Annotated in this window: 7 protein-coding genes and 4 pseudogenes; 4 read left to right on the top strand and 7 right to left on the bottom strand. The window is 59.6% G+C overall.

The annotated features are described in order from the left end of the window. Positions 1 to 969, top strand: a pseudogene (locus XI05_RS09835) (IS3 family transposase); the annotation flags it as partial. Between the two features lie 19 nt (positions 970 to 988). On the opposite strand, the pseudogene XI05_RS09830 reads toward XI05_RS09835, so the two are convergent. From XI05_RS09830 to XI05_RS09820, 3 genes and pseudogenes are all read right to left on the bottom strand, one after another. Continuing rightward, positions 989 to 1,147 (bottom strand): annotated as a pseudogene (locus XI05_RS09830) (IS256 family transposase); the annotation flags it as partial. 460 nt (positions 1,148 to 1,607) lie between these two features. Next, complete coding sequence (locus XI05_RS09825) at positions 1,608 to 3,056, bottom strand: hypothetical protein (RefSeq protein ID WP_271500946.1); 1,449 nt, start codon at positions 3,054 to 3,056, stop codon at positions 1,608 to 1,610. Between the two features lie 377 nt (positions 3,057 to 3,433). Then, positions 3,434 to 5,842: a DUF3141 domain-containing protein gene (locus XI05_RS09820; protein ID WP_271500944.1), complete on the bottom strand. Its 2,409-nt coding sequence runs from the start codon at positions 5,840 to 5,842 to the stop codon at positions 3,434 to 3,436. A gap of 524 nt (positions 5,843 to 6,366) precedes the next feature. Between XI05_RS09820 and XI05_RS09815 the strand changes: the two genes are divergently transcribed. Continuing rightward, on the top strand, positions 6,367 to 6,591 hold the full coding sequence (locus XI05_RS09815) for a hypothetical protein (protein ID WP_333939837.1): 225 nt from the start codon (positions 6,367 to 6,369) through the stop codon (positions 6,589 to 6,591). A 404-nt stretch (positions 6,592 to 6,995) separates the two neighbouring features. Here XI05_RS09815 and XI05_RS09810 read toward each other — a convergent pair whose 3' ends face one another. From XI05_RS09810 to XI05_RS09800, 3 genes are all read right to left on the bottom strand, one after another. Further along, positions 6,996 to 7,337: a tetratricopeptide repeat protein gene (locus XI05_RS09810; protein WP_271500950.1), complete on the bottom strand. Its 342-nt coding sequence runs from the start codon at positions 7,335 to 7,337 to the stop codon at positions 6,996 to 6,998. Positions 7,338 to 7,574: 237 nt separating this feature from the next. Continuing rightward, positions 7,575 to 8,186 carry a tetratricopeptide repeat protein gene (locus XI05_RS09805; RefSeq protein ID WP_271500942.1) on the bottom strand — a complete coding sequence of 204 codons (612 nt, stop codon included), beginning with the start codon at positions 8,184 to 8,186 and terminating at the stop codon, positions 7,575 to 7,577. Between the two features lie 1,089 nt (positions 8,187 to 9,275). Then, positions 9,276 to 9,521: a hypothetical protein gene (locus tag XI05_RS09800; RefSeq protein WP_271500940.1), complete on the bottom strand. Its 246-nt coding sequence runs from the start codon at positions 9,519 to 9,521 to the stop codon at positions 9,276 to 9,278. 369 nt (positions 9,522 to 9,890) lie between these two features. Here XI05_RS09800 and XI05_RS09795 point away from each other — a divergent pair. After that, a pseudogene (locus XI05_RS09795) lies at positions 9,891 to 10,692 on the top strand (IS256 family transposase); the annotation flags it as partial. A gap of 179 nt (positions 10,693 to 10,871) precedes the next feature. Here XI05_RS09795 and XI05_RS09790 read toward each other — a convergent pair. Next, a pseudogene (locus tag XI05_RS09790) lies at positions 10,872 to 12,088 on the bottom strand (IS110 family transposase). 146 nt (positions 12,089 to 12,234) lie between these two features. Between XI05_RS09790 and XI05_RS09785 the strand changes: the two are divergent. Further along, a complete protein-coding gene (locus tag XI05_RS09785; RefSeq protein WP_271500938.1) occupies positions 12,235 to 12,441 on the top strand; it encodes a DUF3768 domain-containing protein in 207 nt (68 codons plus the stop codon). Positions 12,442 to 13,718 lie beyond the last annotated feature (1,277 nt).

The raw sequence follows: 13,718 nt of genomic DNA, 5'->3' as shown, positions 1-13,718 counted from the left end.
AAGCGCCTTTTCGCCCACGCCATGCTGGACAATGCGGCGTTGAAGGACCTTTTGGGAAAGAAGTGGTGACGCCCGCGGCCAAGCGGAAAGGTGTCACCGAGGCGCCCACGGGATGAGCGAACGGCGGGCGTGTAAAGCCATCGGCTGCTGCCGCATGACCATGAGATACCAAATGACTTGGGCGGACGAAGCCGGCCTTCGCCAGCGCATGCGGGCAACCGCCCAGGAGCGCCGCCGCTTCGGCTATCGACGCCTGCATGTGCTGCTCAAGCGGGAGGGTCAACCAAAAGAAGCTGTTCCGGCTCTACCTGGAAGAGAGGCTGGCGGTGCGGCGGCGTGGCGGCCGCAAACGGGCGATCGGGACCCGGGCGCCAATGACGGTGCCGATGGCGCCGAACGACCGCCGGTCGCTCGATTTCGTGTCGGGTCAGCTGACCTGCGGCCGCCGCTTCCGTATCCTCACCGTGTGGATGACTGCACCCGCGAATGCCTGGCGCTGGTCGCCGATACCTCGCTCTCCGGCATCCGCGTGGCGCGGGAACTGGACCGGCTGGTGATCGGAGCGCGGCAAGCCCAAGACGGTGGTCAGCGACACCGGCACCGAACTGACCAGCAACGCCATCCTGACCGGGGCGGGGCAGAGGCGCGTCGCATGGCACTACATTGGGCCGGGCAAGCCCATGCAGAATGCCTTTGTCGAGAGCTTCAGGCTGCGGGATGAACTGCTGAACGAGACGCTGTTCACGTCGCTGGCCCAGGCTCGCGTCGCACGCGGATGCTGGCGGGCCCGATTACAACGATGCGCGACCACACTCCCAGGATGGAAAACGCCCTCCGAGTTCGCCTTCAGCTGTCACCCGCGCCGGCATCTGGCGCTGCGCTATGCCGAAAGCTCTGCCGCCAGCTCCCGTCGCAGCCACCGCCCAACCGGGCAAATCCAACAGCCGGAGCGAACTCAGGATTGGATAAAACTTGGGGGCAAGATCACAAGCCTTCCCTCGCTCCGCTCTCCGTTCTCCGCACCCAGCGTCTCCGTCATCTCGGCTTCGAGTATCTTCCTGCGGATCAGCGGCTTCAGGAACTCCTTGTCCGACCTCAACAACTCTTTGACTGCAGAGACATCCGTCTTAATCGTCGTCACGGTCATGGCGGGTCCAAGCTCCTCCACGAGCGGTGATCTTCGCAACCACCGGACTTGCCATGACCGCTTCAGCCGCTCAGCTTCTGCAGAACTTCCCGCAGGCTACCTCATAAACCTCATAGAAGTGTGCTCGATACTCCGCTCTGAGTTAGGACCCCGTGGGCTCCGCCGCTGCTGCTCGGTGCCGATCTTTTGGAGCATGGCCATCACCTGGGCCGGCTCCCGCCGCGCGGGACGGGCATGGCCGGCGGTCTTACCGCGATCGCTGGCGGCGAGGCCACGTTCTGCTATCTGAATGACGTCCGGCGGACCGCACCGCATCGACGCAAAGTCTTAAAGGGTGGAAAGTGGTCTTCAGATTCGAGCCAGAAGCGGACGCGAAAAGGCGCTCTTGCCGGTTCGCTTTGACCTGGACCCTCGAGCTGACTACTGTCTCCGTACGTTTTTGGAGGTTGGTGCAACCGGATTACCGCCAGTCCGATGAGCTGCAAGCGAGAATGCCAATCGCGCGCAGCGCGGCAGCCGCCTTCGCGAGTGGAGTAATCGTCTCGACGGTTCCGATTTCGTTGCTGGGCATGGTGTCAATTCGTCGCAGCAGTCGCGCGAAGCTGCTGACTTGTCTGTCCAGAAGAGCGACGTCGACGTAGTCGCCCGGTTCAATACTTAGTAGGTACTGCGGCACGGTGACGAGCGCGATGTTTGGGATGCCTTTTAAGTAGAGCGGCTGGCCTTCGCCCAACTGAATGAGCGCGTTTGGGGCCGACACTCTCGGCGGGTGCCCGGTTGTTCGCCACTCTGATTCGATAAGCGCCGTCAGCTGCGGGGTGGAGGCGTAGAGCAGTTCGGGTTCGGGGTTGCCTGTTGGGCCGTAGGTGTTTTTGAGGGGATCGTCCCGGTATTCCCGAGCGCCGAGGTGCTCGATCACCAGGCCCGCCACTGCGTGGCGATTTCCCGGGCCACCAACCCACCATTGTGGGTGATCCCGCAACCAGCGCGAAGTGGCTTGGCCATCGTCAGTGACCGCCGGGATTCGAAGGTGTCCAGCTGTTAACACGAAGATTGCTGTGCGTGCCAACGGTCGAGCGGCAGTCTGGCGCGCGAGTTCGACCAAACCGATGTGACCGTTCTCCTCGACAATGTTTGTACCGTCGCTGTGGCTTACCACGAGGACAGTCTCGTGGGCTGCGCTGTTACCTTCCACGGCCCCCCATATTGTTCGCATAGTGCTGTCTCGCTCGATCACGGCGTCGACGACGAGCGTCGCCTGCCTGGCCCGTGAGGCGGCGTCCAACACAAAGTCGGCGTCGTCTCCGGCCACGAAGACCGCTGGAATGTTCTGGTAGGGCAACGTGAACGGTAAGTACTGTCCTTTGGCGTTGAAAATGCTTATGCTACGCCAGGCGAAGATCACCGCCTCAACGCCAGCTCGTCGAGCACGCGCCAGACCGAGGCCGGCGAACGTGGCAGGAAGCAGCGGCATAGTGGTCTTGCCCCATGCACGCGCCCGATCCCAAGTCTTGACCGCCGCATCAAACGGGAACTCTCGATTTCGGACCTCGACGACCGCAATTCCTCCGCGCGCTTTGGTCCATCGCGGTATTGGACCGCGCAATCTGTACAACTGCTTCTCGGTCCCTAGGGGGCCGGTGGTCCCGGAGTAGGGAAAGACCGAAGAGATCGCTATGTCGCGCCGGTCGATCGTAAGACGCAGACCGTCGGGATTTTCTGCAGCCATGCTCCAGCGATCGAAATGCAAGACGTCCTCGTGAACTCGCATACCGAAGTCGGCCCACTGCTGTTTAACATGCTCTACAAGTTGATCGTGGCTCTTTGAGCCCGAGATTCGGGAGCCAAGGGACTCCAAGTACATCAGCTCGGCGCGGATGGTATCGTGGTCCACGGCGAAGAACTCCATTCCGCGGATTTCGGCAGGGAGAAAGTGCCCCAACCACTAATATCTCTGCTCGGTCCGGAGGAAGTCGCCAGATTCGACGACTTCAGCGCGGCCGGTTCTTATCTGCAAAGGGAACGCATCGGCATCTGCTCGCTTCTTTCGTCAAGCCAATTCTTGAATTTCGAGCCCTCCGTTACCATCAGCGCTCAGGATCCGGAACACACAATAGGCGCGCGTCGAACATGTTTGGCCGCTCCAGCCGCAAGCGTCAGAGTACAACGTGCAGGACGAACTGGCTTCATCCTGTGCCAACTACGAGGCGCATCGAGATTGCCCTCAGTTGCCACGCCTGACGCTCAAGCCGATGGTCATCATCCTTTACGCCAAGCATCGATGCTTTACTCAGCCTTCATTTGCGCCAACGGATTTTCGGTAACATCGCCGGTGATTGGCGGCTGCTCAAGCACCTGAGCAAACCGCCCTAGGAGGTCGATCGTCTTCGGCGACATTTCCGCGATGGGGCCGGGTACATAGCGTGCGACCAGGTAGGCGCGGCGGCGCTCCTCAGAGTCATCCAGCAGCAATGGCAGGGTCTCGATAGCTTGCTCCCGTTCCAAAGTGGCGATGATGGTCTGTTGGCGAGTGATTGTAGTCAGACGGTCAGAAGGGACCGAGCGGAACGGCTCGTTCTGCGTCAGGACGCGTGACCAGCGATCGAGACGGTCGCGGCGGATACCGCCGCGATCGCTCACAAGCAGCGCCATCATGCGGATGACGGCCTCGATAAAGCCGCCGGTCGCGATCATCTTAAGCGCACACTGAACGTCCGGGCGCGACCTCAATTTTTCTGGCGTCATTTGCCTCGCCTGCACTTCGTAGCGATCACCAAAATAGTGCTGCAAAGGAGCGTTCCACATGCTGTGGAACGTCAGCTCATACATCATGTCGCGCAGGTCGCGCCAGTAGATCATCGCCTGTGCGATATGCTGCACATACAAGGCTTCCGCCAGCAGGAATGGATTATCTACTCTGGCCTTGGCTCGAGACTGGCGAACCTGCTCGCTTATGGACTTGAAGCCAGCCAGCATCAGATTTCGCGAAGAAACTAGCGCTCGCGACAGGCGCTCCGGGTGAACACTACGGCAAGCTTGGGCCGTGAAGGTTGTGACTGCAGCTCTGACGAAGGGGCGGGCGATTGTGTGATAGATCTGTGCCTGAAGTTCAGACGCCCGATCAACCGCACGGAAAGGGAATTCATCGCGATAGTTGTCGTTCAATGCCCGGATGTCCTTGAAGCTGCGTTCGACTAGTTCAACACTGAAGCTTTTTCGTCCATCATGTTCCTGAACATCTTTGACGCACATTTCGTAGAGGCCGGGCATCAACGCTTCGATTGCCTCAAGCGTGGTTGCAACTTGCCGGAACTCCCTATTGACAACGTTTGAAGAGACGAAGATGCCGAGGTGCCCGATGTCGTCATGCACCATATAGATAATGTGTTGGCCGCGAACGCGGATCTCCTCCTCGTCCTCGTAAATATCTGTGATCCAATTCAGAGCCTGCTGGGGCGGCGTCACTTTGTCGCCATGGCTGGCAAACACGATGATCGGCGCCCGGATCTGCTTGAGATCCACGTGCTGACGCTCCGATCCCAGGTAGGCCATGTTTTTGCCGAGCCGGTTGCCGATGAACAAGTTTTCGAGAATCCAGCAGATCTCGTTTTCGTGCAGCAAGCAGAAGCTGCTCCACCACTTCTCGGTGGCAAGAAAGCTTTCGCGCGTCGTATCCACGTCGCGGAAAAGCTCGGCGTACTTGAGGAACAGCCGGCGCTCGGGATTGAGCATCTCGAAATTATGTATGAGATTGGCTCCATCAAACATGCCCTGGCCAAGGTCGCACAGAAACATCGGGATCCAGACTCCGCCGAATATGCCGGCAATGTAGCGGAAAGTGTTGTCGCCGATGTTTCCCGACACAGCCGTCACCGGTGATCCATTGATGACGACGGGTCCTGTCAAGTCAGGGTTTGTTGCGGCCATAACGAGGGTCGCCCAGCCTGCTTGGCAGTTGCCGATAATGGCCGGCAGAGGCGCGCGCGGATGCCGGCGGATCACTTCTCGAACAAACGCCGCTTCCGCATAGGCCACATCAGAGAGTTGCTGATCCTGCTCCGGCTGGCGACGGAAGCTCACCAGATAAACTGGATGACCTTCGCGCAAGGCAACGCCGAGCTGACTATCGTGCTCGTGGGCTCCCACACCCGCAGCGTGTCCCGCACGTGGAGGGATGATAACAAAGGGCCGACGACGGGTGTAATCGACCGTAACATCTTGCGACGGGATGATGCGCAGCAATACGAAGTTGGACTTTACGGGAAGATCCCTTCCGTCCATGATCTTCTCGTACTCGTAGAAAAGAACCGGCTGACAGCCTGCCGCCTCATGTTCAAGGAAGAGGTCGCCGCTCTCCCGGAGAAGATCGATTAGCAATATAGCGCGCTCGCCCGCGTCGCGGGTGTATTCACGCCAGGAAATGCCAAGCTGTCCATCGTCACGCAGGTTCCGCAGATCTTTGGCCAGACGTTCGCCGCTTGCCAAAAGCTCGGGCAGGCGCATAAAGACCATTTCGCAGCCGCGCTTGACCCGCAGTATCCAGGCAACTTGTAGAATGTTGATGGTCTTCGCGCCCTGTTGGACCATGCGATCAGCGTGGAGTCTGAATGGGCTGCGGGTGAGCGCGTGCTTGAGTTCTGCATGTTGCGCTTCCATTGACTGGGCCAAGTTGGAGCGCTGGAACGAGTCAGACATGGCTGACCTCCTCTGTTCTAGAGTCGATGCCGCCCCGTAGTGCTGATTCACGCTGTGGTGCCGGATTGCCTGTCTACGGCGTCTTTCATCCGGCAAACTGCTCGCAAGCGAGGTCAGTGTGACCAAGAAAGCGTAACCTCAAGAGGACGTTTTGCGAGCAGGGGTGACTTTCCACGACGTTCCCGAATCGCTCCATGCAAAGTCGATGCCAGGCATCTTGTTGCTGCCGAGACGAAGTATGGCCAAGCAACTTCCGTCTTCCTGTTCTGCTGCACAGGTTTTGTCTGATCGAAAACCAACACTGGCAGAAATCAGACACTGCAGATCACCTTTGTTAGATAGCGGACGTCTGTACATTCCTTGCTGGCGTTTAAACGAGCGTCGCGAGCCCGTGTAGCTGACACCCAAGCGAGAATGCAATTGCTCGGCGTTGTGATTGGGAACAAACGTCAGAGACCTTAAGCTGCCAACCATCAATTTGGAACCGTCGCGGATGCGGTCGCCTACGGTTTTCAGCACTGGCGGTGCTGCGCCTCGCCTGGGCAGTCGCAGGAATCGCCGTGGGATTTGGGTTGCGCGCGAACAGAACGGCTATTTCTCGCGGTCTCTTCCTGAACCGCACCCGAGCGTTCAAGTACGCGCTGTCCAAGAATGGCCATCATCCAGAAACCATCGTCGAGGTGTCGCGCGAGATGGAATTCGATGTTCCCGCTCATTTGCAGATCGTCAGCACGAGCTCCGCCAACTAATACATCGACCCCAATTGAGAACAGGAGGCGAAATTCAATGCGCGCCAGCGGCCTCCTTCAATCTTGAAAATGAAATTGCAAGCTTCCCGGCCTTCAGACCCCAAAAGCTAGCAATTAAACCTTGCTCCGCTCCAAAATTGACTCCCGCTCAATGGCTTGGGCGGTTCTTCACGGCCGACTGTTTAGTTTTGTCGCGCCCAGTGCTGACCTGGATTGCAGGCTGGCAGCGGCGCTGCGCCTCGCCTGAGGCTAGCGTAAAGCCTATGTTTCCAGTGTGAAAGTCTCCTCGCGCGTCGCGCCGATCGACTGGAGGCGCCGCACGGCGCCTTCATTGCGTTGCCGCGCCGCGTATTGATACGAATTGATCGCTGCGTCCCGATCTCGTTCGGTGCCTCGGCCTGACATCAACGCGTCGCCCAGAGCAACCTGCGCTTCCGCCACCCTCGCTCGGCGGCTCTCTGAAACCATTCCGTTGCCTTCGTCACGTCAGCCTCGCGCCCCTGTCCCCTCCCGAGCATGACGGCGAGGTTGTACTGCGCAACAGTATGCCCCTGCTCTGCAGCGGCCTCATACCAGTTCACACCCTCTGCAAGATCCAGGCGCACTCCATACCCCGTGCAGTACATAACGGCGAGCTGGAAGTGTGCGGCTGCATGCCCTGCGCGCGCGGCCTTGGTCATCCACGATGATGCTGCCTGAGCATTCCCCACGCCGCTCTTCTGGTCCAGATGGAGAAGTCCAAGCATGTACTGCGCCTCGACATAACCGGCTTCCCCGCCCGTGTGAGCCATAGGATTGCGCCTAATATATCGGCGGCCCCTCCGAACTTACCCATCTTCAGCGCGCCCAGTTGAAACGCCGCCGGAGGATGACCAGCCTCCGCGGCCTCTCCCAACAAAGAGTGCGCGTGTGCAACGTTATCAGCAGACGCATCCTGATGAAGCAGGAAGACCGCATAGGCGGTCTTGGCGTCAGGATCTCCGCTACTGGCGGCCCTGCTCAACCATTCCGACGCATTTCCTGATCTTTGGGAACGCCAGCACCGGTCGAATAGGGCTTTCCGAGTTGCACCTGTGCGGCGCTGACGCCGCCATCGGAGGCACGTTCGAAACCATTGTTATCGCGGCCTCCAAGTTGCGCTGAACGCCGGAGCCGTTTAGATAGAAGATTGCAACATTGAACGCCGCAGTGGCATAGCCATTTTCGGCCGCGCGCTCGAACCACTTCGCGGCATAACGAATGTTGGGCGAGACACCGACACCAGTCGCATAGAACCGCCCTACGAAGAATTGCGCCTGCACATCGCCCCGCTCGGCCGCCTTCTCATACCAAATCGCCGCCTCCCGCAAATCGAGCTCGGCATCGGCTCCGCTCGCATAGAATTCCGCCAGTGCCTGAATTACCGGAAGATAATCCTTCCGCGCCGCGTTGCGCAGCGCGGTCTCGGCGCGATCGAGGTCTTTGGCGACGCCCTTGCCGCTGAGCCGTAACGGGCCGATGTTGTAGAGTGCGATCGGATCATCATGCGTGGCACTCTGGAATAGGCGAGCAGCCTCAGTCGGGCTCTCGGGCAAGCCCCTACCCTTCAGCGTCATGAATGCGAGCCCAGACTGCGCCCTCACGTGATCCTGCGCGGCGGCCTTGCTATACCAGATCGCAGCCTGGGCGAAATCGACGGGTACGCCGCGTCCCTGATAATAGACATCGCCGAGCGCGAACTCGGCAGGTGCAAACTTCTGATCGGCCGCCGCGTGATATCAACGAAGTGCAGCAGCGAAGTCCTTCGTGCACTCCTGCCCTTCGCTGTAGAGAGATGGAGTGCCCGACCGCATTGAAGCCGGAAGGCCCTCCTTGATGAATAGGCTCGGCGCGATGCAATTGACGTTTCCGCGATGGCTTCCAAGGATAACAGCTTCTCTCACTAACGTCGAAAAGTACAGGGCTCAAGCGTGGTCGCACCGAAGGGAAGTGAAGGAGTACCATCAATCAGAAGAGTACCATCAATCATCAGCTTTAAGTAGACGATAGTTGGACAGCTGCAAACAGATCGGCTTCATCAAATCGGCCTTGAAATTTCCGCGCCAGGTATGTCGCACCGTCTGAACCAACCCTAAAGAATATGATCGTACCGGCGTTTCCGAGAACGGCGTAACGCACCTCTGGTTCAAGCTGATGGAGGTATTGGTGGGCGACTGTAAAGCCGACCCGATACTTGCGAAGCTCTGAGAACATATTCGCGATGGCGAGCGTCGTAAAGTGTTGAGACTCGTCGACGTAGACAAAGAACGGACGCCGTTCATACTCGGGTAGGTCGGCGCGGCTAAACGCAGCAAGCTCGAGCGTAGTGACGAGCAATCCGCCCAGGTGTACGAGCTGTCCTCACCGATTTGCCCTTTGGCCAGGTTCACCAGTAGTACTTTGCCCTCATCCATGATTTGCCGCACATGGAGATCCTGCTGGGGAGCGGTTAGAAGTCTGTTGAGTATCGGATCTGAAAGGAAGGCGCCCACTTTGTTCTGGATAGGCGCCGTGCCGTCGGCACGGTAGCCAAACGAGAACCGCTTCAAACTCTTTTATGAAGAACGTCCGAACCGACTCGTTTTTCAAGTGTCGCGCAATCTCGGCCCGGAACTTCCGCTCCGATAGGATGCGCATCGTGGCGTGCCGTTGCTCCTGCAGCGGCATCAAAACGTTGCGAAAATGTGCTCCATGCGAACGCCCCATGCATCCGGCCACATTTTCTTGAATACTTCGATGAAGCCAGAAGCAGCGAGCGCGATCCGATCTTCACGGACATGCCGCTCCGGTACAGTCTTGCCAATGATGTAAAGGTGCGAGAAGCGGTCTTCGTCCTTGATCGCAAAAGGGCAATTGCCGTTGCGGTAATCGGTGCTAGCGAAACGTGTTACTCCGGGTGACATGAGCCACATTGTCTCGCTCCGCGCGCACTTACAGAGAGGCTTTAACGCCTTACCAGGTCACGTCGGGCTCGTGACCCACGAGCACGATTTCGCCCCTCCACTCAATTGGCGTCAGTCGCGAAATCGTTGCAGACTTGATCTTTCGACGTTCCACCCCGCGATCCGGGACCAGCCATGCATGTCCGGGTCTCGGTGGCGAGGCGGAGGCATCGCGACGAGCGCCCATACGGTCGATTGAGCATTTTGTCTAACTTCGCGTCAGTAGTGGGAGCTATGCGGGAAGCTGGGTGATGACGGCCTGAGATAGCGGCGTATCGAGGCGGGTGTCGAGCCTGCCAGAACCTCTCAAGGAGAGCGATACGCTATGAATGAGACCTTGTGCCGCTTCGTCAGCCCGACGAGATCAACGATCCACTGACGGATATCCTGCGAGCGGGCGCGCAGCAGCTTTTGGCGCAGGCAATCGAGGTCGAAGTCGCGACGTTTCTTGCCACGATGAAGGACTTAAAGCCGGCCGACGGGCGCGCCCGCGTGGTGCGGCACGGTCGCGGCCCGGCGCGAACGATCCAGACCGGCATCGGCCCCGTCGAAGTCGCACGGGCGAAGATTCGGGACCGCGGCGCGGCCGGGGATGGCGAGCGGATCCAGTTCAGCTCGGCGATTCTGCCGCTGTGGGCGCGACGGACCAGGAGTTTGGACGCGCTGTTGCAGGTGCTCTACTTGCGCGGCATCTCGACCGGCGACTTCCAGGAGGCGCTGACGGCCCTACTGGGTAAGGGCGCACCGAACCTGTCGCCAGGGGTGATTTCCCGGCTGACCGCCGAATGGCAAGGCGAGTACGAGCGTTGGCAGAAGCGCGATCTGTCGGCGCGGCGCTACGTATATGTGTGGGCCGATGAGGGTCTTCCTGCAGGCGCGCATGGAAGACCACGGCGAATGCATGCTGGTGCTGATCGGCGCAACGCCGGAAGGCAAGAAGGAACTGATCGGCTTTCAGGTCGGCGTGCGGGAGAGCACGCAGAGCTGGCGCGAGCTCCTGATCGACGTCATGCAGCGCGGATTGCAGATCGCCCCGGAAACCGTCGGCGACGGCGGGCTCGGCTTCTGGAAGGCGCTCGATGAGGCTTGTCCTGGCACCCGGCACCAGCGATGCTGGGTGCACAAGACAGTGAATGTGCTGGCCGCATCTGCGGCCACCGGAAGGCTTGGCCTTGACCGACCCGAGCACGGCGGCACACTGGCGGTGGAACGGGACTGCATTCCTGGCTAGAACTTGCCATCAGCCGCGATTATGGTTGTTGGGCGCGGGCGACCTCGTGGCGAAGCGTGACGCGTCGGCTGCAAGCGTCACCGGACTGTCTATTTTGTCCTGCCGAACTGAGGCGCTCGCGCGCCGGTTTTTGGGTGCCGCGACTTCCATTGCGACACGAATCGTTCGTAGCTTTGCTCGGCCTGGGCGGCAATCAACATCTCGCGGTCGCGCAGCGGCTTGATGTTGTAGGCATAGGCTGGTCCACGGCGGCTCCCTTTCTGTTGTGGATGTCCGGCTTGAAGTTGCATCGCGCGGGTCTTGTTGGCTACTAGCGCCGGGCGCGCCCACAGGTAATCCCCGCCCTTTGTCAGCAAGTGCCAGCAGAGCACAGTGAGCTTCCGAGCCACGGCCACCGCGGCGATCTGATGGCCGCGCCGCGCGCGGATCCGCACGAAAAAAGCATGCAGTGGACCTGGCGCCTTGGCCGCTGCCCAGGCCGCTTCGACCAGCATGGCGCGCGCATGACTGCGGCCGATCTTGCCGATACGGCCGTGGTGGGCTGCTCGCAACCCGGACTGCCGCACCCGCGGGTTCAGCCCGAAATAGCTCACCAGCTTCTGCGGGCTGTTGAACCGGCTGATGTCGCCGATCGCCGCCACGATGCCGGCGGCGACCGTCAGGTTCACGCCGGTGATCGTCATCAATCTGTTGACCGCGGAATCCTCGATTGCGTCCCGCGCGATCTCGCGGTCGAGCAGGACCAGGTCTTCCGCCAGCCGGTCAAGCTCACGGACATGCCGGTCGATGGCCGCTCGCTCATCGTCCGGCAACTGTTGAGCGGCCAACCATGCCCGGCCGCGGGCGTTGAAAAGATCGGCATGCGGGCACTTCGGGATCAGGTGCGCGTGCAGGATCGAATGCACCTCGTTCTTGAGCCGCGTGCGATGCCGCACGACCTGGTAGCGCCGCGCCACCAGCCTACGCTTGCGCTCTGTCTCCGCGTCAGGCGTCCAGATCTGCCGCAGGTATTCCGCCGCCTGCAGACTGGCGCGTGCCGGCATCGATCTTATCGGTCTTGACGTGAGCCTGGGCGATCGCCTTCACCTGCAACGGATTGGCGATGATCACCCGCGCCACGAATGGCGCCAGAACCCGCGACACCGCGCAGGCGGTTACCAGTCGCTTCGAGCACCACCTCATCATCGGCCAGCAGGGTTTTGCCAAATCCCTCCAGCGCAGTCCGCGTCATATCAATGCGACCCGCATGTCGAAGCCTGCCGTTCTCCCAAAATACCACCTCCCCGAAGGTTCGGTGGACATCAATGCCAATTATCCGTCGCATTCGCACCTCGTCTGCCGAACACATGACGGGAGCTGCGGGCGACACGACAACTACGGATTCGCGCTCGCGGCGCAACCGGGCGAGTCGCAGAGGCGGCCAGCTACTAACTCGAGCTCTCGGCTTATCGTGTGCATCGGCCTGCCCGCACTTGGTGCTCCACAGAGGAGAACGATCCTCATGGCGAGCACGGCTTCGGAAGCTTCGACTTGGTGGGTCAAAAGGTCTTCTGGAAGATCGACTACGACGACAGGAAGATGCAGCAAGGCTCCGAAGATCCAAGCGACCCGGAAAGGACATTGCGTGTCGTCAGGCTGATGTTGGCAAGCGAGTGCTGAACAGAACAAGAAATGGTCGCCTCCTATCCAGACGCTGCGGAAGAATGCTCCAGCAGGACGAAGCACCGTGGCGGGGAACATCGGAAGCCCTGCCGAACCCTCAGGGTTAAGCGCGCGATCAGTGCGGACATTTGCCTCGGACACTGCTTGTCCAGCCCTCGCCACGGCGAGGGCTTTGTATGGATCCTGAATGGTGGTAAGTAGGCTGCTCTAGCATTCGTTCAGATCACATGACTCCGAGGCGCATTTGTCTAGCGCGCGATATGGAGATGACACCGAACAGATCTCTTTTTCCGCGGAGGCGGAGTGGCGGAAATGGGATCTGCATGTGCATAGCCCAGCGTCAAACAACTTCAGCGGCGATTGGCCGGCATTTGTCATTCAGCTCGGAACCTCCGACCGGCGTTACTAGGGTCCCCGGTATCGTATGTCCGAACACAAACGCGGAGCCTTGCTTACCATCGAGGTGGCGTTCTCGGCTCTTACGCTATCGCTACCGCTCACCAAAAACTCGTTCAGTAAGTGCTGTTTGATTGTCGCGGCCTCCCGCTCTCCCTGTGAGGCAAGCCAAAGAATGCGCTCCGCGATCTCCAGCGCAGAGCGGTGCTCCTGCCCGATGAACGTGGAGCTAGCAAGTACTTCATCAAGGACGTTGCGGAGCATCTGCACCGTAGCAGCGTCGTAAACCATGCGCGAATACCCATCCCGACAAATCAATGAGCAAAAAACACTGCGCGTCACTCCGACCAGCAGCGGCAAGTTGTCGGACCAAACTACGTAGCACGCTTTGATTGCAGGTTTATGACCGAGCGTTTCCTCGTGACACAACGCGCCTCTCTCTGCACTGACAGGGTATACCCGTCCTACCGTCGGGATTGGGACATCGATGTCTTGGAGATGACGTAGTTTAAATTGTCTAGCGGCTCTTGCCCGAGTGAGAACTTCGAGTGTCCGTGTCAGATAATTTGAGACTGGCCAGGCTTTTCGAGAAGGGGGGCTCCTAGGCTTAATCGAGTTTGGCGCTCTTTCTGGCCCAGGCGAGGACCGGGGCAATCATGAATCCGCTGCCATTAGCAGCCACAGGTTGCGCTGTTTGCGCTGGCACAGACCTTGCACCTACTTCGAACGAGGTTGGCAGTATAGGAAGCCCATCGGGTGCGCATCTGCGGTGACCTGCCACTGCATTTTCATCCAGCGGCAGTTAGAGTCTCGGGGTTTTGTTGTAGCGAGACCGAACTTTGGACCACCCAGAACTAGAGTTTTGCGCTCTTATCACG

It is taken from the genome of Bradyrhizobium sp. CCBAU 11357, from assembly GCF_028128865.1.
Lineage (GTDB): Bacteria > Pseudomonadota > Alphaproteobacteria > Rhizobiales > Xanthobacteraceae > Bradyrhizobium.
This window is presented reverse-complemented; position numbering and strand designations above follow the sequence as displayed.